This window comes from Brevibacterium zhoupengii (assembly GCF_021117425.1).
Taxonomy (GTDB): Bacteria; Actinomycetota; Actinomycetes; order Actinomycetales; family Brevibacteriaceae; genus Brevibacterium; species Brevibacterium zhoupengii.
In genome coordinates, this window is sequence record NZ_CP088298.1 from 625520 (window position 1) to 647561 (window position 22042).

Here is a 22042-nt window from a genome sequence, read left to right on the forward strand (position 1 = left end):
GGTGAAATGTAACGAAACGATAACGAAGCTCTGCCGCGGAATGAGCGCCCAAGAGCGCCCTGGCGCATCCCAGAGATGCCATGGGGAAACCCCGGTTCGTTACGTTCGGAACACGCGCGGGAATCACCACTGAATGTGGCGTGAATCGCCGGTTTTCGAGTTGACGCTCATCCTCAGGTCGTTAGGTTTGAAGGCGTGAGAAACGCAGTCGCTGAACCTCAAACAGAAACCGATGTCCGTGTTCCAACTATGGAAGACGGTCAACACATGTGGAGACTGGCTAAAGATTCGGCCGTTCTCGACCTGAACTCCTCGTACTCCTACATTCTGTGGTGCCGAGACTTCTCGGCCACCTCGACGATCGCGCGAATCGGCGGAGAGCCCGCCGGATTCGTCACCGGCTACACCCGCCCGGATCGGCCTAACACGCTCATGATCTGGCAGGTCGCAGTCTCGTCGGACTTCCGCGGACACGGATTGGCGAAGACCATGCTCAACGAGCTGGCCGATCGCACCAATGCGCTCCGCCTGGAGACGACGATCACCGATGACAACGACGCTTCAAACCGTCTGTTCCAGTCATTCGCCGAGCAGCGTGACGCAAATTGCGAACGTAGCGCGCTGATCACTCCGGAACTGTACCCGGACGGTCACGACACAGAATACCTGTACGAAATCGCACCACTGTGATGCACCGCTGAAAAGCTTGGTGCCACCTGGCGTCCGAGGGATCAGCTGATCCCGTCTGAGGGTGCCGACCGGCGAGAGTCGCATCCGATGCTGATCGGTCGCGGCCACCGCCTTGGCGCTTGCTCACGAGGCAAGTGCGTAATCCAGAAGTCGAAAGGACTCAAGTGATGACCGACAACTCTAAGACCACGAAGCCCGACATCTTCGAAACCCGCGAATCAGAGGTGCGTGGATACTCGCGCTCCTGGCCCGCCACCTTCGCCAAGGCACAGGGTGCGAAGCAGTGGGGCGAAGACGGCAAGGAATTCATCGATTTCTTCTCCGGCGCTGGAGCCCTCAACTACGGGCACAACAACCCCGTCGTCATGAACCCTCTCATCGAGTACCTCCAGTCGGGTGCAGTCCTGCACTCGCTGGACATGAAGACCCCAGCCAAGCGTGAGTTCCTCGAGACCTTCCAGGACCTCATCCTCAAGCCACGCGGACTCGACTACACCGTGATGTTCCCTGGGCCAACGGGAACCAACACCGTCGAGGCTGCCCTCAAGCTGGCTCGTAAGGTCACCGGACGTCAGCACATGCTGTCCTTCACCAACGCATTCCACGGGATGACCCTGGGATCGCTGTCGGTGACCGGCAACTCGATGAAGCGCGAAGGCGCAGGCATCCCGCTGACCAACAGCTCGAAGATTCCCTACGACGACTACTTCGATGGCGAGATCCCGGACTTCCTGTGGCTCGAGAAGGTCCTCGAAGACTCCGGCTCCGGCGTCGACAAGCCAGCCGCTGTCATCGTTGAGACCGTGCAGGGTGAAGGCGGCCTCCGTGCCGCACGCGCCGAATGGCTGCGCGCTCTGTCCGAGCTGACCAAGAAGCACGACATCCTGCTCATCGTCGATGACGTGCAGGCCGGCTGTGGCCGTACCGGATCCTTCTTCAGCTTCGAAGAGGCCGGCATCGAGCCAGACATCGTCTGCCTGTCGAAGTCGATCTCCGGCTCGGGTCTGCCGATGGCGCTGACCCTCTTCCGTCCTGAGCTCGATGTTTGGGAGCCGGGCGAGCACAACGGAACCTTCCGCGGAAACAACCCCGCATTCGTCACGGCGACCGCCGCGATCAAGAACTTCTGGGCCGACAACACCTTCCAGAACGAATTGGCCGACACCATCGCCGCACTGCACCAGCGCCTCGACTCGATCGTGGAGAAGGCTGAGGGAGCATCCATCCGTGGACGTGGCCTCCTCGCCGGACTCCACTTCGAGGATGCCGAGGTCGCCGGCAAGGTGGCAGCAGAAGCCTTCGACAACGGCCTGCTCCTCGAGACCTCAGGTCCCAAGGATGAGGTTACGAAGATCATGCCTCCGCTGACCATCTCCTCGCACGATCTGGAGCAGGGTCTCGACATCATCGAGGCTGCTGTGCTGAAGTTCGCTCCGGCCGCAGAACCTGCGGCGGTCTGAGCCTGCTCCCAGCTGAGCGCGAGAGCCTGGAAAGCTGAGCTTCGGTTCGCCGAGACTCAACCATGAAACTTGAATGACGCGTTGCCGGTGGATCGGTCGACATTTCGACTGATGCATCGGCAACCCGTCTGATACCCCGTTTGAAAGGACCACGAATGTACGTAGTCAACCGCGATGACCTCAACGACACAGACCGCGACATCAAGTCAGAGACCTGGCGCAGCCGCCGCATGGTGCTGGGCAAGGAGCGCGTCGGCTTCTCGCTTCACGACACCGTGATCTACGCCGGAACGACCTCGACCTTCCACTACCAGAACCACGTCGAAGCCGTGTACTGCGTGCAGGGCAAGGGCACTCTGACCGATCAGGAGACCGGCGAGACCTACCCGCTCTCGGACGGCACCATGTACCTGCTCGACGGACACGAGAAGCACACCGTGGTCGCCGAAGAAGAGCTGCGCATGGCCTGCGTCTTCAACCCGCCGGTCACCGGCCGTGAGACTCACGACGAGAACGGCGTCTACCCGCTCATCGTCGAAGAGGACTGAGATCCTCTCATGAGCTGAAAAGCTCCATCGCCGAGGTGGCTGATCCCTTGATCAGTCACCGAGGTTGAGTCCGGCCCCCGGACCCCATAGCTGGTGGTCACGGAACTGAGGAAGATCCGCAATCTGCGGATTTCGCCCCGGTTCCGTGGCCGCCAGCTTTTTGTGCTGGTGCAGCCACTGCTGCGTCCACAGACTTCAGCTGTGAAACTCTTCGGCTTATTGACACTTCAAGTATCGTGACGCTGCCTGCCGACTGACACACTCCAAGACTCCGACTCTGGCATTCCTCTGCTCAATTCCACCCTATGGAGTCTCCATGAAGTTCATCAGGCGTGCCCTTGTCTCTGCCATTGCCGCTGTAGCGCTCGTTGTCGGTCCGGCTGTGTCCGCGGAGGCGGCAAAAATGTCGTTCGACGTCACGAAGCTGTCGGCGAAAAACATGGTTGTCTCAAACGGCAACTGCAAATATTTTGATGTTCACATGAAGTACAAGAAGTCGAAGGTGGACAGTTGGGATGTGGAGGCAGATATTGCTGGCCGCCATGGAAGCACCACCTCCGCGTACTTTGGCAATTATCATTCGCCTTCAACGAAAGATCGGGCAATGATTTGCCCGAGTTTGGAGGGACTAGGGAAGTACAGGATCGGGCCTTCTGAGATCAGCGCTGACTATGATGATGCCAACTACAACTCGCATTGGTATGCGCGCACCGACTACACCAAGGGATACTTCTACGTCCGCGGCAAGACCTACGCTTCCCTCGCATCTAAGCGCAGCGGGAAGACTGTCACACTGACTTCGAAGACGAAGGTCTATAACCCCGAGAAGTACGGCAAGGTCAGCTACAGCCCGAAGGTCAAGTTCCAGGTCAAGTCCGGCAGCAAGTGGAAGACGCTCAAAACGGTCACGGCCAAAAAGGGCAAGGCCACGTACAAGGTCAAGACGAAGAGCAAAAAGACCTACCGCGTGACCTTCGGCCAGTCGAGCTGGGCGACCGGCGCCACCTCGAAGTCGGCTAAGCGCTGACCATCTGCGAGTGATGTCGGCTAACTGACCTCCCTGGGCAGTACACCGAGGTCACTCACGGATGCTCAGGTCAGTCCCGTGCATATATCCGCGAGACCCTTCGAACGGACCCAGTGCTTCGCCGAGAGGCAGCCCCAGGACGCCGGGCTCAGCTGTCTTGCTGCCTTCGTATCGTGCTGCGCGGAGGTTCTCGTTGTAACGGAGTTCGCCGATCTCGGCGTCAGTGACCGTCCAGACGACCACCTGCGGTGGATCATCATTGGTAAACGTCACTCGATGGGCATCGGCCGTGACCGACCACCCGGTCGCCTCGGCGAGGGACTTGGCCAACTCCATGCGATCCACAGCCATGGCAACTTCCTACTCGGTATAAAACAGTGACAACCACATCGGGCGCCCCCCAGAGAAGGGACGCCCGATGTGCATTCAGGATCAACGTGCCGACAGCATCACTCGTCGTCCGGGCGCACCTTCTTGCCGCGGTCCTGCCAGAACTTCGCAGTGGTGACTTCGTCTGTGCCGTCCCAGGCATCGACGTTAGTGTTGATGCGCTTGAACGTGGGCAGATCGGATCGGTGGAAGACCGGCTCCAGGCCCTGTCGACGCTGCTGCTGGTAGTTCTTCAACAGGTTGAACACCAGCGGTGAGAGCATCAGCAGAGCGAAGAGGTTGATGAGAGCCATGATCGCCATGAAGATGTTCGCCGCGGTCCAGACGATGTCCAGTGCCGCGATCGCCCCGATGAACACCGACACCATCACGATCACCTGGTAGACCCGCATGGCGGCTTTGCTGGTGGTCAGATGCTCGATATTGGCTTCGCCATAGTAGTAGTTGCCGAGGATCGAGGAGAAGGCGAAGAGGAAGATCGCCAAGGTGAGGAAGTGGATCGCCCACTGGCCCAGCTGCCCGCTCAAAGCCGTCTGCGTCAGCTGGATACCTTCGGCAGAGCTGCCGTATTCGGGGTTCGACAGCAGGATGATGAACGCTGTGATCGAGCAGACGAGGATCGTGTCGAAGTACACGCCCAGTGCCTGCACGAATCCCTGCTTGGCCGGGTGCGACGCCGATGCTGTGGCTGCGGCATTCGGGACGGAGCCGATTCCGGCCTCGTTGGAGAACAGGCCGCGCTGCACGCCGATCAGCATGATCGAGCCGAGCGTTCCACCGGCGATGGAATCCATGCTGAACGCATCGGTGAAGATGGTGAGGATCATGTCGGGGACGGCGCCGAGGTTGAGCACCACGACGATGATCCCGACGATCAGGTAGAGACCGGCCATGATCGGCACGAGGTAGGCGGAGACGTTCGAGATGCGCTTGGCTCCGCCGACGAAGATCAGGTAGGCGCCGACGGCGATGACCACACCGGCAATTGCTGAGAATGCGAAGTTCGAGTCCTCGACGTTGAATGATGCACCGACCGCGTCGACGATCGAGTTCGACTGCACCGTATTGAACACGATGCCGTAGGTGATCGCGACGATCACGGCGAAGACCAGGCCGAGCCATTTCATGTTCATTCCGTGCCGGATGTAGTAAGCCGGGCCGCCGCGGAAGTTCGGGCCGTCCTTCATCTTGTAGACCTGGCCGAGCGCGGACTCGGCGAACGCGGTGGCACCGCCGACGACGGCCGTCAGCCACATCCAGAACACCGCACCGGGGCCGCCCAGGGAAATGGCCAAGGCCACGCCGGCGATGTTGGCCGTGCCCACTCGCGAGGCAGCGGAGATGGAGAAGGCTCGGAACGGGGAGATGTTCTTATTGCCCTCGGAGTCTCGTCCACCCGGCTCGACGAGCGTGCGGAACATCTCGGGGAGCATCCGCACCTGGATCACTCCGGTGCGGATTGTGAAATACAGACCAGTGGGAATCAGCACTGCAACGAGTACATAGGACGATACGGAATCGATCCCGTTGAGTGCGTTCTGCAGCATCTCCATGGAACTGAGCCTCCTTCGGCAATCATGCGGTCAGAGGTTCGGGCAGAAGAGTGCCTGAACGTCCGCTGTGTTTGCCTTCAGTCTGCCATTAACCCACTCCTGCAGCGCGTAAGCAGGCGGCGATTGGCTCATTGAAGACTATGAGGCAGTCGAGTGAGAAGACGGAATCATGGCTGCACTCTTGAGCTCTGCTCTGCCAGGGTTCACGTCGCGTCTACCCAATCATCACCCTGCCCTTGCTCTGGTTGCCTAGTCTGATCCGCAACGAACTGCGTCACCGGCCGCTCACCGCCGCTCTGAGCCGCCACCCCTGAGGAGTCCCCGCCATGCCAATCACTCTCTTGAACCAATCCACCGCCGAAGTCACGCACACCCGCGTTCCTCCGCTGGTCATCGCTCACCGAGGAGCATCCGAGCAGCATCCCGAGAATACGATCCCCGCCTTCGTCGCCGGCATCGATCAGGGTGCGGACATGATCGAGATCGACGTCCACATGAACAAGGACGGCGATCTCATCGTCATCCACGACGCCACCCTTGACCGCACCACCAACGTCCGCACGATCTACCCCGACCGTGCCGAAACCAGCGTGAGCGACATGACGACCGCTGAGATCGCCACCCTCGACGCGGGTTCGTGGAAGGGGCAGGTGTACAACGGAGTCAAAGTCCCTCACCTCGCCGAGGTGCTGGATCTGGTGCACGTGACCCGCACCGGGCTGCTGCTCGAGGTCAAGAAGCCCGCCCAATATCCCGGAATCGCCGAGGTGCTCGTTGAGTCCCTGACTGCCGTGCCCGAATATCTGGACCGGGCTTTGGCCGCGGGAATGCTCGTCGTCCAATCCGGGGACTGGGCCTTCGTCCGCGAGTTCCACGCTCTGGCACCAGAAATCCCCGTCGGTGTTCTGGGTCGGCCCTGCCCAGACGAACTGCTCGACTTTGCCACCTGGGTCGATCAGGTCAACCCGCAATACACCGCAGCCGACGCGACCTTCCTCGGCCACGTCCACGAGTTGGGAATGTCGAGCCTGGTGTGGACTGTCAACAGTGTCGAGGACATGGAGAAGGCCATCGACCTCGGCGCCGACGGCATCATCACCAACAGTCCCGATCGACTTCTCGAGGTCGTCGAAGACCTCTGAGCCGGGCTTCAGATCAGCTGGGCCTCAGAACTGCCGGGCTTCAGATCAGCTGGGCCTCAGAACTGCCGGGCTTCAGTGCAGCTGGGCCTCAGAACTGCCGGGCTTCAGTGCAGCTGGGCCTCAGGACCGCCGAGATTTCGCCACTGCCACAGAGACGAACAAAGCCGAAGCACCGATGAAGAGCCCCAACACGGCTCCCTGCCACAACGCTGGGATCAGGTCGCCAAGAGGTAAGAAGGCCACCAGCTGACCTGTGGCGAGATTGCACAGATACATTCCGCAGACCAGGGTGATGAAGCCGGAAGCTCTGATGGCCAGCGACCAGCCTGGTGACGAAGCGTTGACCTGCGCGCGCAAAAGCAGGAACACTGCGGCGACCGTGGCGACTGCAGAGCTCAGGGCGATCGGCCACTCCGACCGATACCACGAGGGCAGTGCAATCTGTTCGAAGGCTTGGAACATCGGCACGTGGCAGCAGAACACGATCACCACGCAGGCCAGGAGAACGATTCCCGGGCCGGTTGTCGCCCGGTCTGCCGCCGCAGCCTTGCCCACTACAGCAATGAGGACCCCCACAATGACGAAGGGGAACACGAACGCGCCGATGAGCAGTGCGGATTCTGTGAAGGTCAGCGCCAACATTTCCGGCCTCGGTCGTTCGATACTTCCGACTACCTCGGCGATGGCCGAGATTCCGAAGATGGCGATGCTGAGCACGGTGATGATGCTGCGCGGGATGGGCGAAAGCTCGCGCGCGATGACGATGGCAGCGGCGCCGGCCAGGCAAGCCAGGGCGGACATGGCAATTCCAGCGGGCAAGCTCTGGGCTGAATAATACTCAGCCTTCGCGAACATGAGAGCACAGAAGCCGACCCAAGCGACGAAGTGAACGACGAACGCGAGTGCGACGATCGTGAAGCGGATGGGGCTCGCTTCACTCTTGGCAACCGCTTCATTCTTAGCAACCGCCTCATTCAGGGCGGTCGATTCGTTCAGCGCCGTCGGGTCATGCATGTAGGAATCCTCTCATGGAAAGCTGGTCAATACAGATGGGGTTCCCTCCCTCGGACGTGGGGATCGACCCCCTAGTTGTGACCGGTCCGAAGTCCCTAGGCTGGTGGCCATGATCAGTATCACCTCCTCCACGGCGCGGCGCATCTTTTCGATTGCCGCAGCTCTCGTATTGGCATGCAGTCTTGCCGCAATGATGTCGGCAGCGCCGGCGAATGCTGCTGGCAACCAGGGAAATGACGCTGAAGAGTTCGTCTCCGACTACACCTCCCGACACGGCCTTCCCGGCGCCAGCTACGCCATGGTCAAAGACGGCGAGGTCGTGACGACAGGAGCTTCCGGAGACGTCGCCACCGACACCCCGATAGCAATCGGGTCGGTGTCGAAGTCCTTCACCGCCTTCGCCGTTCTTCAGCTCGTAGACTCTGGGAAGGTCGATCTCGACGCTCCGATCACCGACTACCTGCCCGACTTCTCGATCCGAGGCGCCGACGCCTCGGCGATCACCGTGCGTATGCTTCTGTCCCACACCTCCGGACTGCCGAACCCCACTTTTGTGGCCTCCACCGGGTCTTTGGAGAGCAGCGTCGCATTGATCTCCGATTTCGACGTGGCCAGTAAACCAGGCTCCACCTATGCATACAGCAACTTCAACTACCGCACGCTCGCCCGCATGGTCGAGGTCGTCGACGGTCAGGACTTCGATGCCTACCTCGACGAGAACATCTTCACTCCGCTGGGGATGGACGACACCACCTCGGAGGTCACTGCCGCCGATCGGCCAGGGCTCGATGCTGGCCATGTCACCGCTTACGGGCTGTGGCTCCAGGTTCGGGAACTGACTGCAGACATCGGCGGATCCGGCGGGGTGATCAGCACCGCTGAGGACATGGCCAAGTGGATGGGGATGCAGCAGCGGGCAGGCACGACAGCTGACGGTACCCGAATCCTCAGCGCGGACCTCGTCGAAGAGTCCCACACTCCCCAGCCCAACGCCGGCACCTACGGTCTGGGGTGGCAGCTCACCAGCACAGCTGACCCGGAACGTGTCGGCCACGGCGGATCACTGACGCGCTACACCGCACGCCAGGACCTCGTGCCATCCAGCGGCTGCGCCACCGTTGTGCTCCTCGACAGCTTCACGCCGATCCGCCAGCACCAGTACGACATCAGCACCGGCCTCATCGATATCTCCGAGGGGACGGACCCCGACCTCGGATTCCCACTGGCAACCGTCGTCGACCTCTGCCTCGCAGCGTTGACGCTCCTCGCCCTCGTCTTGGGCATCCGCGGGCTGCTCCGCTCGGACAGATGGGCGCGGAAGCGAGCGCAGCATCCCTGGTGGCGTCGTAGTCTGCGCCTGCTGCCACAAGCGATCATGCCCATCGTCGCTGTGAGTGTCTTCGTCGGGCTCACCTTCGGGCAGGCAAATCCTGCGACCACACTCGACATCTTCGGGCTGTGGCCTGCATTCATGGTGCTCATCGCCACCGGCGGCCTCGTCGGGGTGGTGCTCATCGTGGCCCGTCTGAGGGCATTCGGCACCCATTCCCGCCTGCTGAACGCGGCGTCCTCGTCGGTGGAATGAGACGCCGGTTCTCAACTCGGGCTGCTCAATGAGACGCTGGGTCCATGGCCAATGAACTCGCGTCCTCCACCAGCCCGTACCTCCGCGCCCACGCGGACAATCCCGTCGATTGGCGGATGTGGACGAAGGACAACCTCGCCGAGGCGGCCCGTCGTGACGTGCCGCTGCTCATCTCGATTGGCTACTCCACCTGCCACTGGTGCCACGTCATGGCCCACGAATCCTTCGAAGACGAGGCCATCGCGCGCGTCATCAATGAGAACTACCTGCCGATCAAGATCGACCGTGAAGAGTTGCCGGACATCGACTCCTATTACATGAACGCCCTCCAGTCGATGCGCGGGCAGGGCGGATGGCCGATGACGATCTTCGCCACCCCTACTGGCAGCCCCTTCTATGCCGGGACGTACTTCCCACCGGCTCCGCGGGGGAACCTGCCCGCCTTCACACAGGTGCTCGCGGCCGTGACCCAGTCGTGGACCGAGCGCCGTGACGAGGTGACCGAGATGACCAAGCGAATGGATCGTGGCCTGGCCGATATGGCCAGCGCCGTCTCGGATGCCCTGCCGGCCGAGGCCGCGTCCGAGCTGCTCAGCGCTGAGGAACTCGACTCGGCTGCCGAGTCCCTGCTCGACTCCTATGACCCTGCATGGGGCGGGTTCGGCAAGGCCCCGAAGTTCCCACCGCTGATGAACCTGATGCAGCTCCTGGCCACGTTCGTACGGTTGGGCGGAACCACCTCGGCGAGGGAAGGAGCTCTGGCTCAAGGTGAAGTCGACAGGCCGGGAGCCGACGGACATCTCGAGGGCGAACTCGTCCTCGACTGTCTCATTGCGGTGCGCAGCACCTTTGCGCGGATCGCCAGCGGCGGCATGCGCGACCAGGTGCGCGGCGGCATCGCCCGCTACAGCGTCGACCGACAGTGGTTCGTGCCGCACTTCGAGAAGATGCTCTACGACAATGCGCTCTACCTGCGCGCCGCCGTCCAGTGGGCGAAGGTCGAACGTGCCCTCAACCCAGAATCGAAATGGCTGGCGCTCGCCGAACGCGAGATCACCGACACCGCGAACTTCCTCACCACGGACATGTCCGACGGTGATCGGTTCATCGCAGCCCTCGACGCGGACTCCCTCAACGGCGACGGGGTACTCGAAGAGGGGGCCGCCTACGTCGTCACACCCGAGGAGTTCGCCGAGGTGGGGGAGGAGGGGCTGCTCCAGCTCGTCGATTCCCCCGCCGCCGCAGAGCTGTCTGGCTCCGTCGTTGCCGCGATCCGCATCATCGACTGGTTGGGCATGGACGAGGTGCCCTTCGATGAGAACCACCCAGCTCCGTGGGAGACTGCCGCGACGGCCGCGCAGAGGGACGGGCTCAGGAAGCTGTTGGACCAGCGGCCCCAGCCTGCTCGCGATGAGAAGACGATCACCGAATGGAACTCGCTGGCGATCACTGCCCTGGCCGAGGCGGCGCTGTACACGGATGCTGCGCTGTCCACTGATGCAGCGGCGGGCTGGGGGAGTCAGGCCGCGCACCTGTGGGATGCGATGGTGGCGCGCTTCGGCGGCTCGGGCTCCGGACCGAGTGCCGACGCTGGTTCCGAACTTGGTGCCGGTGCGCTGCTCGACGTTCGTCGCAGCTTCACCGGTGACACCCCGGGACCTGGTCAGGCGGGCCTCGCCGATTGGGCGCAGTTCATCACCTCAGGGATCACGGTCCGCCAGCTTCCGGATGCATCGGTGCGGGTGAGCGACCTCAAGTCATGGGGCGCGACAATGTTTGCCAACTTCACGGCCGAGGATGAGGTGCTCGAGGTCTTCGACTCCATGGGTGATGAGATCCTCGATGTGAGAGCCTCCGACCCGGTCGACAATACGGTGCCCTCCGGCCGCTCGGCGGCAGCAGAAGTGGCTCTTCTGCTCGCTGAGATCGGCGTTGACGTCAGTGCAGGCAGCAGCGCTCATGTTGACACCGACGTTGCCGATGACCTCAGCACCGGAGGGCTACTTGAACTGCGTGACCGACTGCTCGGCGTATACCGGGCGCTTGCCGGCCGAGCGCCTCGCGGCTGCGGCCACGCGCTGTGGCAATCAGAACGGGCTCTCAAGCCGGTTCGCGTTGCAACACGGAATGCGACGCTGAGCAGCATCGCGGCCAAGCACCCGGCGGTCACGCTCGTTACCGGCGCAACAGGCGTCCCTGCCGAAGACGGTGCAGAGGTTGAGGTGCCCAAAGGCGCCGCCATCGTCTGCCAGGGAACGCAGTGCTCATTGCCGGTGACGACGGCCGAGGATCTGAAAAAGCTGCTCGACGCTTAGGCGTCACTCGACGAGCTGCAGCCCTCGGAAGCGGTTAAGCGCTGCCGCGATCTCCTGGGCCCGCGGTCGGGCGACATGTCCCGGATGGTCGCGGTTGCCGGTCAGGCCATCGACGCCTTGCGCATCGAGCATGTCATCGATCTCGGCCAGGGCCTCGGTCAGTGAGGTCCGGTTGTCGAAGATCTCTGCCATGTACTCCAATGCCTCGGCGATGCCCGCCGTCTGCTGCACATCGACGAGCTGAGCCACGGCGCTGAGGTCGATGAATGCCTTGCCGAACTGGACCTGGCCGAGACCCTTCGCCTTCGCCGACTTCGTCTTCGAACTGGGGCGCAGTGCCTTCGCCGTCGGAATCCGAGGCCGAGGTGTCGCAAACGTGTCACCGCTGCGACCGGCTGAGTTGGACTTGTCATCGCCTGAGCCGGCTGGGTTTGTACTCGCGAAATCTGCCGGGTTCACACCGACAAGTTCATGCGCCTTCTCAGTGACCTCCTGCGGCACGTAGGCGTCGAGGGCGATGACGTGGTCGGCGACCTCGAAGAACGCACTCGAGCCACCGGCGACTAAGACCGTGGACACCCCTCGTTCGGAAAACAGCGGGCGGATGCGGTCGACGAACGGTGTGATGGGTTCGCGATCGGCTGGGATCAGCGCACGCATGCGCTCATCGCGGATCATGAAGTTCGTCGCCGAGGTGTCTTCGTCGATGAGGAGTGAACGGGCACCGACCTCAACGGCCTCGACGAGGTTGGCCGCCTGCGAGGTTGAGCCGCTCGCATTCGTTGTGGTGAAGGAGCCTGTGTCAGTGCCGGATGGGAGATTGTTGATGAAGGGCGAGATGTCGTCGCCGGTCACGGCGCGACCGTCCTCGGCCCGGATGGAGGTGGCACTGGGTTCAGTGATGACCCATTCGCGTCCGTCGCCTGCGATGTGCGGGTAGACGCCGCGTTCGAGAGCACGCAGGATCGTCGACTTGCCGTGGTACCCGCCGCCGACGATGACGGTGACGCCACGCGGGATCGCCATGCCCGTGAGGCTGCGTCCGCTCGAGAGCGTGACGGTGTGCTCCAGCGAGCTGGGGCTGGTAAACGCCACAGCGTGAGAATCCATCGGCAGGTCCGAGTCTCCGGATCGCCGCGGCAGGATCGAATCGTTGCCGATGAACGCGAGGAGACCTTCCTCGCCGAGGTGGTTCTGCAGCTCCAGCTGATCCCGGTGGAGCTGGACGTGCTCATGCAGATCATCTGCGCGCAGATTGGAGTGGACGAACATGGCCTGAGCGAGCTCGGGCACGTCGCGGGTGAGGATGTCGGCTGCCTGATGGCCCAAGATGCGCCGGCCGCGAGCCGGGAGATTGACGAGCAGGCGTGCTTCGAAGCCGTCATCGTCGATGACGACATTGGTGCGTTCGAGCACCTCCTGGCCCGGACGTCCGAGGATGATCGACCGTCGGTTAGTGCGGTGCAGGAACGAATCACCGACGCGGAGGAGGAAGTCAGAGGCCGCGATGCGATCGGCCCGTTCGGTGGTGATGTCAGTGGGGAAGCCTGCCTCGGCGCGGTTGACCCTGATCCGGACCTTCGATGGGGAGGCGAAAGGGTCGACCTGGACCCGGTCGATGAACACGGTGACTGGCCCGAACTCGTAGCTGCCACGGATCTGCTTGTAATTTCCGTAGCTGCGGCCATCGAGACTGTGCAGGGTGGAGGCGAGATTCGATCGTTGGGAGTTCATCCGTGGAATGCTACTTGATCGAGGTCAACAGAGGCCAAGATCTGGGCATGGGCTGCGAGCGCCAGGCGCGCCTTGGCCCCACTGCCAGGCGCACCTTTCCGCCGTGATCAGTCGCGTTCGCGCCCCAGGTAGAACTTGGCGGCGTTGTCCCAGCACACGGCGGTGAGCTCGTCGGGTGACAGAGTGTCTCGGATGATGTCGAAGTCTGCGTTCTCGAATGGTCGAGGTGCCCTGGTCGAGGGCAGGTCCGTGCCCACCATGAGGGCCGAGGGGTCGACGTCGACGATTGCTCGCATCGTGGTGACCGGGTCGAGTTCGACGCGGCCGAAACCTGTGGCTTTGACCTTCACGCCTCGTTCGACCAAGCGCAGCAGGGCAGGCAGCCCGTCGCGGTGCATCCCGAAATGGTCGATGCTCACCGCGGGCAGTCCGGCAATGCGGTCACCTAGGTCCTCGTCGATGCTGCGGGAATCGATATAGAGCTCAGAGTGCCATCCGGCGAGGTCATGGACCCGACGGGCCATGTGTTCCATGTCGTCCAGGACCGCGGAGCCGCCTCGGGCGACGTTGAAGCGCAGCGCTTTCACTCCGTCGCGGTCGAGTTCGAGGATGCGTTCATCCGTGGTGTCGGTGGGCAGCTGGGTGACGCCGACGAAGTCCGGGCCCAGCGTACTCAGAGCATCGACGAGGTAGCACTGATCGAACCCCTGGAAGGACCCGGCGACGACGGCTCCTCCCGCGATGCCCAGGCCGCTGATGCGCATGAGGTAGTCCTCGACCGTGAACGGGTCCGGCAGATAGCCGTTGTTCTCGACCAGAGGATGTTTCGGATCGATGATGTGGAGATGAGCGTCGAAGACCGGAATCGGGGAATTCATAGCTCAAACATACCCTCGTATTCGACAAGTTACGTTTCATCTCAATTGGTGGTTTCTGGGACGAGAGCAGGCAACCCGAGGTGTCGTTCTATTTGGAAGTCGACGCTGCCGTCCCAACTATCGGTACTGCGGGTAACGATCTCGACAATATGACCACGGGTCGGGACGCTAGAGGGGAAGGTGAGTGGACGCTCGGTATATTGTGAGGTGGTTCACAACAGGCCCTGAGCAAATTGGCTTGAGCTTTTCGGCCCGAGCATCTGAAAGGACAACGATGTCCGGACGACCTTCCGAGGCGCCGCCTGCAAGTCCACTTCCGCAGACGAACGTCGACGAACTGATCGCGCAGTACGACGAGGAACTTCCTCAGCGCACCCTGACCCGCCGGCTCGATCTCGGCGTGGGGATCGTGTGCTTCGTCGTGTCACTGTTCGTGCTCAAGCAGGTCTTCTTCCCGTTGGCCCAGGGCAACCAGTACTACCTCATGTGGTTCCTGGCATTCGTCCTACCGCTTGTCTTCATCTGCTATCGGCCAGGATTCGGACGCAAGACCGACGTCGCAGACCAAGCAGCGGACGCCGCCGAGGCCGTCGACGGCACCGACACGGTCGACAGCACCACGACAGCAGACACCATCAAGACTGCTGGCCGAACTAAGGCGAAGCGTCGGTCGAATGACAACCCTTCGATCATCGATTGGGTCCTCGTCGTCCTCACGTTCCTCACCTGCGCCTACCCGGTGCTGCCCTTCTTCTCCGGCGGCTTCAATGAATTCCTCAACCGTCAGGGTTCGCTGACCTCGCTCGACGTCATGATGGGCGGAGTTCTCCTGCTCCTCGTCCTCGAGGCAACGCGGCGAACCACGGGCCTGATCCTGCCGATCTTCTGCCTCGTCTTCTTCCTCTACAGCTATTACGGCGCCTACATTCCGGTCAGCTGGCCCGGCTCCCACGCCGGCCAGAACTTCGACCAGATCGTCAACGCTCTCTACAACGATGCGTCCGGCTTCTACGGCATCCCCCTCGACGTCGCAGCCACCTACATCGTCCTCTTCACGATCTACGGAGCCGTCCTCGACAAGACCGGAGCCGCAAGCTTCTTCATCGACCTCAGCTTCTCACTATTCAAGAAATCGAAAGCCGCACCCGGGCGCACCGTCGCACTCTCCGGATTCCTCCTGGGCACGGTCTCCGGTTCCGGCACCGCCACGGCAGTCTCACTGGGCGCCGTGACCTGGCCGGTGCTGAAGAAGGCCGGGTATCCGAAAGAGAACGCAGGCGGAATGCTCGCGGCCTCCGGCATCGGCGCGATCCTCTCACCCCCAACGCTTGGCGCAGCGGCCTTCATCATCGCAGAGCTGCTCAACGTCTCCTACGGTCTCGTCCTGCTCTGGGCAGTGGTCCCGACCCTCCTGTACTACCTGGGCATCTTCCTCGCCATCGAGATCGACTCCCGCAAGATCGAGGTCGACTACACGCCACCCCCAGGCCTGCGCGCGTGGCCCATCCTCAAGAAGGGCTTCTACCACTTCATCTCGTTGAGCATCATCGTCGTCTTCCTCTCCATGGGCATGGCACCCTTCAAGGCCGTCGTCTACGCCACCCTGGTCGGGATCGGCTTCGGAATCATCGAAATCGTGCTCTCCCGCCTCAACGAGCCGAAGACCATCCTGGCCGCAATCTGGGACGTCTTCTACGGTGCTCTGTCATCGGGTATCCGTTCGGTCCTGCCGGTGACAAGCGTGTGTGCGGCCGCGGGCATCATCGTCTCAACGATCACGAAGACCGGCCTCGGCCAAGTCATCTCCGACATCCTCATCAAGGGCGCCCAGGCACTGTCGACAGACCCGACCGCGGTCCTCATCTTCACCTGCATCTTCGCTGCCGTTGCCGTGACCATCCTCGGCCTGGCAGTGCCCGTGACGGCTTCGTTCATCATCAGCTGGGTCATCGTCGGCCCGGCGCTGATCTCACTCGGTGTCCCCGAGGCGGCCGCCGCGATGTTCATCTTCTACTACGCGGTCCTATCCGAGGTCTCACCCCCGACCGCTCTGGCGGCCGTCGCATCCTCAGCGATCACCGGCGGTCGGGTCATCGCAACCATGTGGCAGGCCTGCAAGTATGCGATCCCCGCCTTCCTCGTCCCGCTGGCCTTCACCTTCACGCCCGAAGGTGCCAGCCTCGTGGCCCAGGGCGGTTTCATCGGCGCAGTGTGGACCGGGCTCGTCTCCGCCTTCGCCGTGGCCGCACTCGCCGCCGGTGCCGGTGGCTGGATCATCCGCCGAGCGGGCTGGCCCGAGCGCATCCTGTGCTTCATCGCCGCAGGAGCCCTGCTCTACCTCCAGCCCATGTCGATGATGATCGGGTTCTCCGCTCTCATCCTCGCCGTCATCGTCCACCTGCTGCTGCGTCGCAAACCGAGAACCACCTCGGCGACTACCAGCGGTATCGGATCCACCGAAACACACTCGACCGGATCTCCGGCCGAGTCCAACTGAGAAAGGGACGAAGTCCATGAAGCGAACAAGGATGTTCACAATCACGGCGTCAGCCGTTGCCGCGGTGCTGGCGTTGAGCTCATGCGGCGGTAAGCAGGAAGCCAAACCGGCAGGCGAGGGAGGTGGCGACTGCACCGCGGCCTCGGGACAGATCACGGTTGCCACAGGTAACTCGACGGGCGTGTACTACGTCCTCGGCGGCGGACTGGCGCAGATCATCTCCGACAATACCGACCTCAAGGCCACCGCGGCCGAGACCGGCGCCTCCGTGCAGAACCTGCAGCAGCTGGCATCCGGGGACTACGACATCGCGTTCTCGCTCGCCGATACCGCAGCCGACGCCGTCAACGGAGATGCCGACTTCAAGCAGCCCGAGGACATCTCGGCCCTGACCCGCATCTACTCGAACTTCACACACGTGGTCGTGCGCAAGGACGCGAACATCAAGTCCGTCAAGGACTTCAAGGGCAAGACGATCTCCACCGGCTCACCGAAGTCGGGCACCGAGGTCATCGCCAACCGTCTCATCGAAACGGCCGGGCTCAAAGAGGGCGACGTGACCACCCAGCGCCTCGACCTGACCAAGACGGTCGACGGAATGAAGGACGGCACGATCGACGGCATGGTGTGGTCCGGCGGACTGCCGACAGCCGGCGTCACCGACCTCTTCACCTCCAACGGCAAGGACGTCGAAATCCTCGACATCTCCAAGCTCGAGGCTCCGATGAAGGAGATCAACCCGGTCTACGAGGTCGACGAGATCCCCGCCGACACCTACAAGGGCGTCAAAGCCGTCAAGACCATCGCCACCCCCAACGTCCTCATGGTCCGCAACGACATGGACGAAGGCACCGCGTGTGCGCTGACGAAGCTGGTCTATGACAAGAAGGCCGATCTGGAGAAGGTCCACGCAGCGGCGAAGGACATCAAACTTGACACCGCCGAGGCGCCCGATCCGATCAAACTCCACCCGGGTTCGCAGAAGGCCCTGGATGAGCTGAACAAGTAAGTTCGGGTCGTCGTGAGGGCTTCGGCCTCCCACCGGATGGGCTGAATTGGTCGCTCACCGATTGGGCTGAGCCGGAAGCTTCCGGCGACAGCGTCAGGTTGCGGAACAAGGAGTCGTTTCGCGTAGCCACTTCAGGTTGCGGAACAGTACATAGGTTGCAACCCGTGTACTGTTCCGCAACCTGTTCATTTGAGCGTGGCTGGCAACCGTGCCCCGTGGGATCGAAGCTCCGCAAGATTCAGCTGCGCGGGGTCGGAACCCCACGGGAGTTCAGACTGGGTGAAACTCCTCGGGAAATCGGAAAGGGATCGATCGAAGTTTCATAGCCCATGTTCAAAGCGGGGCTATGGAACTTAGACCGGTCAGTAACTGCGTGTGGGCGCGGAGTGGACCCGGGGCGCAGCAGCTATGCCTGCGGTGAGGCCCACTCCTCGGCGAGCATCGCGTAGGTGCATCCGTCGAGCCAACCATGGTCGGCGTGCCAGGAGTCACGGACTCCGTACTGTTCGAGCCGCATGCCCGACTTCTCGAGGATGCGCCTAGAAGCAAGATTGTCGGCGAAGCAGCCTGCGGCTACTCGACGCAGGTGAAGTTCGTCGAAGGCCAGGCCCAGCATCGTCTGGGCAATCAGGGAGGCGAAGCCGCGACCGCGAAAACGAGGGTCAACCAGATAGTCGATGCCTGCCTCTCGGTTGCTGTAGGCCTCGGGGTCTCCATGGACCTGGCCCATACCGTCGACGATCCACAGTGACCCCGACGCAACCACCTCATCACCGAGTCGAGCGATGACAACATGCTGCGAGGGGATGGTGAGGCTGCTCAGCCATTCCTGCTTCAACGACTCGGGGTCGACGCGCGTTTGAATCAGCCATTGCGTCACCGAGGGATCATTGCGCCAGCGCAGGACCGCATCGATGCCCGCAGGATCAGGCAGAGACAGCGTGAGAGGCCCCACGCTGCGCGGCCATTCTCCCGGCGACACCGGCAGCTCCTGCGGCAACATCACCCCTGCAGGAACGCCTTCGCGGCAGTACCGAGTGCCACTACGTCGTCGATGGCGACCATTTCGCGCGCCGAATGCATTGAGTACAGGGCCGGTCCCACATCGACGGTGGTCATGCCCAGGCGGGTCGCGGTCAGGGGGCCGATCGTCGATCCGCAGGGCATCGCGTTGTTCGACACGAAGTTCTGGTACTCGACGCCAGCCGCCGCACACGCCCGTGACCAGGCCGCGGTGCCCACAGCATCCGTGGCATAGCGCTGCTGGGCGTTGAGTTTCAGCAGGGGACCGCCGCCGAGGTGGGGCCGGACATGAGGGTCGTGACGTTCCGGATAGTTCGGGTGGGCTGCATGCCCGGCATCCGAGGACACGCAGATCGACGAGGCGAGTGCAGTCAGGTACTCGCTGCGCGACGAGTTCGGGAATAGGGAGGCGATGATGCGTTCGGTGACGTCGGCGAGGAACGGCCCGCAGGCACCGGAGCGTGAGTTCGACCCGATCTCCTCATGGTCGAATCCGGCGAAGAGCGCGATGGAATCCAAGGACGCAGCATCGACGTCGACCAGAGCGTTGACCCCGGCGTGGACGGACAGAAGGTTGTCCAACCTCGGCGCCGCGAAGAACTCTTCCTGGGCACCGAAGAGCCCGGGGGACTGGGCGGGGATCGTGTAGACGTCGTGTCCCACGACCTGCTCAGGATCCACCTCGGCGGAGGCGGCGAGGATCTCGATGACATCGGCTTCGGCGAGATCTGCCAGGCCGATGATCGGTGTGGTGTGACGCTGCTTGTCCAGCGTCAGACCGTCGTTGACCTGACGGTCGAGGTGGATGGCCAGCTGCGGGATGCGCGCAATCGGCGGGGTCGTAGCGAGGACGACGGAGCCGTCGTCGAGACTGAGTTGCCCGGCCAACGCCAGTTCTCGGTCGAGCCACGAATTGAGCAGCGGACCGCCGTAGATCTCGACGCCGATCTGGCGGGTTCCCTCTGTGGTGAACTCATTGCCGGGCTTGAGCTTGAAGGCTGGGGAGTCCGTGTGAGAACCGAAAACGCGGAAGCCGGGAATCGTGGCGGAGCGTCCACCCGAGTTATCGGACTGTTCACTCGAGTCAGCCACAGAGTCGCCGGCTTTGCCTGCCGGAGTCCGCCATGCGATGATCGCACCGTCGCGAATGACATAGTGGCCCTGACCTGGCTCGAGAGACCAGATCTCGCGCTCATTGAGTCGGCAGAAACCTGCGGCCTCCAATCGTGCAGCCGCCGTGGCGGTGGCATGATAGGAGCTGGGAGAAGAACTGATGAAGTCTGTCAGATCGGCTGCGACCTGGGTTTTCGTACGTGATCTCACGGGCGATGTACTCATTTCCACAGCCTATCGTTTGCGGTAGCTTTGGCCACAAGGGCATTGTTCTCGAATCCGGGTCGACACGTCGGCGGGTGAGGGGCCAGTGTCACAGGAGCCATCGACCGCTCGGGCTTCGTCATCCATCGCCCGAGTACCAGCGCCGAGAAGTAACGCAATGCAAGGAGTGTTCGAAGTGAACCAGTTCGTGACCGAATGGAACACCTGGCGGGATTCTAGGAACTCGGCACTGGCGACTCCCTTCGGCTGGCTCAGCGTGTCCGGTCTGCACTGGCTCGAAGAGACGACGACCTGGCCCGAGGCCCCCGGCACCTTCACCATTGACGACGATGGCTGGGTCAGCGTGGCCCTTGAACCCGGGACCAAAGCCGGTCCTGCTGCCGCGACCTTCGACCTCATGAGCAAGTCCGCCGAGGCGGGCCCGAACACCAATGATGCGTCTCCTTCCAGCTCGGCTTCGGTGCCGAGCGACACCACGATCCTGCCGAAGATCCCAGAGATCTCAGGGCCGGAGGTGCGCGTGGAAGAGAACGGATTCAGCGCCAAGCTGCCCACCGGTGGGTCCCTTCAGTGGTTCACCGTCGGCAGCGTGCTCTACGAACTCATCGACCGTGCCGGCCGAATCGGGATCCGGGTGCGCGATTCCAAATCGCCGCTGCTGGGCAAGTTCTTCGAAGTTCCCGTCTTCGACCCGAACCCCAACTTCGTCTTCCTCGCCAAGTTCACTCCGTTCGACAAGCCCGAAGCGCACACGATCAACACAGCGCAGAATGACCTGCAGGTCCAAACGTCTGCAGTCGGAACCGTGTCCTTCACAAGCGAGGCGGGCGAGGTGACACTCCTGGCCACAGGCAACCCGGCCAGCGGGTTGCAGCTGGACTTCCACGACTCCACGAACGGCGTCTCCACACCCGCGTGGAGAACGCTGGACCTGGGCATCCCGAACCATGACGGCTCACTGGTCGTCGACTTCAACAGGGCCGTGAACTACCCGTTCGCGTTCACCGCCTTCGCCACCTGCCCGGCCCCGATCGAAGGCAACGTCGTTCCCTTCGAAGTCACCGCGGGCGAGCGCACCCCGCCGTTCTACTTCTCGGAGGCCGGCATCAACGTGCCGTTCCTGTTCTACGTTTGGTGGGACGAGGAGAGCGCCAAAGTGACCCGGCCGTGGTACGACCGCTTCGGACTCGACATCACCCTGCTCAACCCGAATCACGAACACAGTGCCCTGTCGCTGGTCGGCTTCGACGGCGTCGCCATGTCCGGAGGCGAAGTTGCGCCGCTGACGCGCAAGGCGAGGTCGCGCCTGGTCAAGGTCGCGACCGAGGCTCTGACCTCCCGCATCCCCGTGATCGGCATCGGCGCCTATGCCGAGTTCGTCATCCGAGCCCAGCGCGAGCTGCGCGAGTCCGAAGGCTACGTCGACGGCATCGAAGAAGAGTACGCGGGCACCGAGGGCAAACTGCTCATCGTGATGAACAATGAGCTCACGCCCAAGAACGCCGGATTCGACGTCGTGCACACCGATGCGAGCGGACTCCTCTACATCGAGATGCCCTATGACATTCCGCTGGAGTCGAGTCTCGCTGAGATCGAGGACTTCGAAGCCGCGATGGAGTCCGATGCCCCGATCAACAGTTGGGAAGAGTTCGACTTCCGCGTGGTCAGCCTCATCCGCCAGCACCGCTGAAGCGCCGCTCCACTCACCCTAAAACTCCGCGACGTCACTAAACGCGCCCGGCGCCGCGCGTCATCAGTGACGTCGGAGCGGTTTAGCGGCCACCGTTGCTGCTGGCTGCACAAACAGACGGCGGCCCGGACACTTCGCAGTGTCCGAGC

17 protein-coding genes are annotated in these 22042 nt (G+C 62.5%); 10 read left to right on the top strand and 7 right to left on the bottom strand.

The window, feature by feature from the left end:
* Positions 1–267 precede the first annotated feature (267 nt).
* The 4 genes from ectA (at position 268) to LQ788_RS02825 (ending at position 3725) form a co-directional block, all read left to right on the top strand.
* Positions 268–690: a diaminobutyrate acetyltransferase gene (ectA, locus tag LQ788_RS02810; protein ID WP_231445080.1), complete on the top strand. Its 423-nt coding sequence runs from the start codon at positions 268–270 to the stop codon at positions 688–690.
* A gap of 167 nt (positions 691–857) precedes the next feature.
* The gene (ectB, locus tag LQ788_RS02815; RefSeq protein ID WP_231445082.1) at positions 858–2150 is read left to right on the top strand and encodes a diaminobutyrate--2-oxoglutarate transaminase; all 1293 of its coding nucleotides are present in this window, start codon (positions 858–860) and stop codon (positions 2148–2150) included.
* A 155-nt stretch (positions 2151–2305) separates the two neighbouring features.
* A complete protein-coding gene (locus LQ788_RS02820; protein WP_231445084.1) occupies positions 2306–2698 on the top strand; it encodes an ectoine synthase in 393 nt (130 codons plus the stop codon).
* A gap of 316 nt (positions 2699–3014) precedes the next feature.
* Positions 3015–3725, top strand: coding sequence for a hypothetical protein (locus LQ788_RS02825; RefSeq protein ID WP_231445086.1), 711 nt, complete (start codon positions 3015–3017; stop codon positions 3723–3725).
* Positions 3726–3776: 51 nt separating this feature from the next.
* Here LQ788_RS02825 and LQ788_RS02830 read toward each other — a convergent pair whose 3' ends face one another.
* Together LQ788_RS02830 and LQ788_RS02835 are read right to left on the bottom strand one after the other, a co-directional pair.
* Entirely contained in the window at positions 3777–4076 is a 300-nt protein-coding gene (locus LQ788_RS02830; protein ID WP_231445087.1) for a hypothetical protein, read from the bottom strand.
* A 98-nt stretch (positions 4077–4174) separates the two neighbouring features.
* Positions 4175–5668: an alanine/glycine:cation symporter family protein gene (locus tag LQ788_RS02835; protein ID WP_231445089.1), complete on the bottom strand. Its 1494-nt coding sequence runs from the start codon at positions 5666–5668 to the stop codon at positions 4175–4177.
* A 326-nt stretch (positions 5669–5994) separates the two neighbouring features.
* Here LQ788_RS02835 and LQ788_RS02840 point away from each other — a divergent pair, with 326 nt between their 5' ends.
* The gene (locus LQ788_RS02840; RefSeq protein ID WP_231445091.1) at positions 5995–6810 is read left to right on the top strand and encodes a glycerophosphodiester phosphodiesterase; all 816 of its coding nucleotides are present in this window, start codon (positions 5995–5997) and stop codon (positions 6808–6810) included.
* Positions 6811–6930: 120 nt separating this feature from the next.
* Here the strand turns inward: LQ788_RS02840 and LQ788_RS02845 are convergent, their stop codons facing one another.
* Positions 6931–7824 carry a hypothetical protein gene (locus LQ788_RS02845; protein ID WP_231445093.1) on the bottom strand — a complete coding sequence of 298 codons (894 nt, stop codon included), beginning with the start codon at positions 7822–7824 and terminating at the stop codon, positions 6931–6933.
* A gap of 109 nt (positions 7825–7933) precedes the next feature.
* Between LQ788_RS02845 and LQ788_RS02850 the strand changes: the two genes are divergently transcribed.
* Entirely contained in the window at positions 7934–9409 is a 1476-nt protein-coding gene (locus LQ788_RS02850) for a serine hydrolase domain-containing protein (protein ID WP_231445094.1), read from the top strand.
* A gap of 44 nt (positions 9410–9453) precedes the next feature.
* Positions 9454–11724, top strand: coding sequence for a thioredoxin domain-containing protein (locus LQ788_RS02855; RefSeq protein WP_231445096.1), 2271 nt, complete (start codon positions 9454–9456; stop codon positions 11722–11724).
* Positions 11725–11727: 3 nt separating this feature from the next.
* Here LQ788_RS02855 and LQ788_RS02860 read toward each other — a convergent pair whose 3' ends face one another.
* Together LQ788_RS02860 and LQ788_RS02865 are read right to left on the bottom strand one after the other, a co-directional pair.
* Positions 11728–13458, bottom strand: coding sequence for an ABC-ATPase domain-containing protein (locus tag LQ788_RS02860; RefSeq protein ID WP_231445098.1), 1731 nt, complete (start codon positions 13456–13458; stop codon positions 11728–11730).
* A 107-nt stretch (positions 13459–13565) separates the two neighbouring features.
* Positions 13566–14336 carry an amidohydrolase family protein gene (locus tag LQ788_RS02865; RefSeq protein ID WP_231445100.1) on the bottom strand — a complete coding sequence of 257 codons (771 nt, stop codon included), beginning with the start codon at positions 14334–14336 and terminating at the stop codon, positions 13566–13568.
* 274 nt (positions 14337–14610) lie between these two features.
* On the opposite strand from LQ788_RS02865, the gene LQ788_RS02870 reads away from it, so the two are divergent.
* Both LQ788_RS02870 and LQ788_RS02875 read left to right on the top strand, forming a co-directional pair.
* On the top strand, positions 14611–16833 hold the full coding sequence (locus tag LQ788_RS02870; protein ID WP_231445102.1) for a TRAP transporter permease: 2223 nt from the start codon (positions 14611–14613) through the stop codon (positions 16831–16833).
* A gap of 16 nt (positions 16834–16849) precedes the next feature.
* A complete protein-coding gene (locus LQ788_RS02875; RefSeq protein WP_231445104.1) occupies positions 16850–17842 on the top strand; it encodes a TAXI family TRAP transporter solute-binding subunit in 993 nt (330 codons plus the stop codon).
* Positions 17843–18248: 406 nt separating this feature from the next.
* On the opposite strand, the gene LQ788_RS02880 is transcribed toward LQ788_RS02875, so the two are convergent.
* Positions 18249–18845 (bottom strand): GNAT family N-acetyltransferase, encoded by a 597-nt coding sequence (locus LQ788_RS02880; protein WP_231447305.1) that lies wholly within the window; start codon positions 18843–18845, stop codon positions 18249–18251.
* The gene (locus LQ788_RS02885) at positions 18845–20203 is read right to left on the bottom strand and encodes a M18 family aminopeptidase (RefSeq protein ID WP_231445106.1); all 1359 of its coding nucleotides are present in this window, start codon (positions 20201–20203) and stop codon (positions 18845–18847) included. The genes LQ788_RS02880 and LQ788_RS02885 overlap by 1 nt, the downstream gene beginning before the upstream one ends.
* A gap of 175 nt (positions 20204–20378) precedes the next feature.
* On the opposite strand from LQ788_RS02885, the gene LQ788_RS02890 reads away from it, so the two are divergent.
* Positions 20379–21893 (top strand): DUF1684 domain-containing protein, encoded by a 1515-nt coding sequence (locus LQ788_RS02890; protein ID WP_231445108.1) that lies wholly within the window; start codon positions 20379–20381, stop codon positions 21891–21893.
* Positions 21894–22042: the final 149 nt, after the last annotated feature.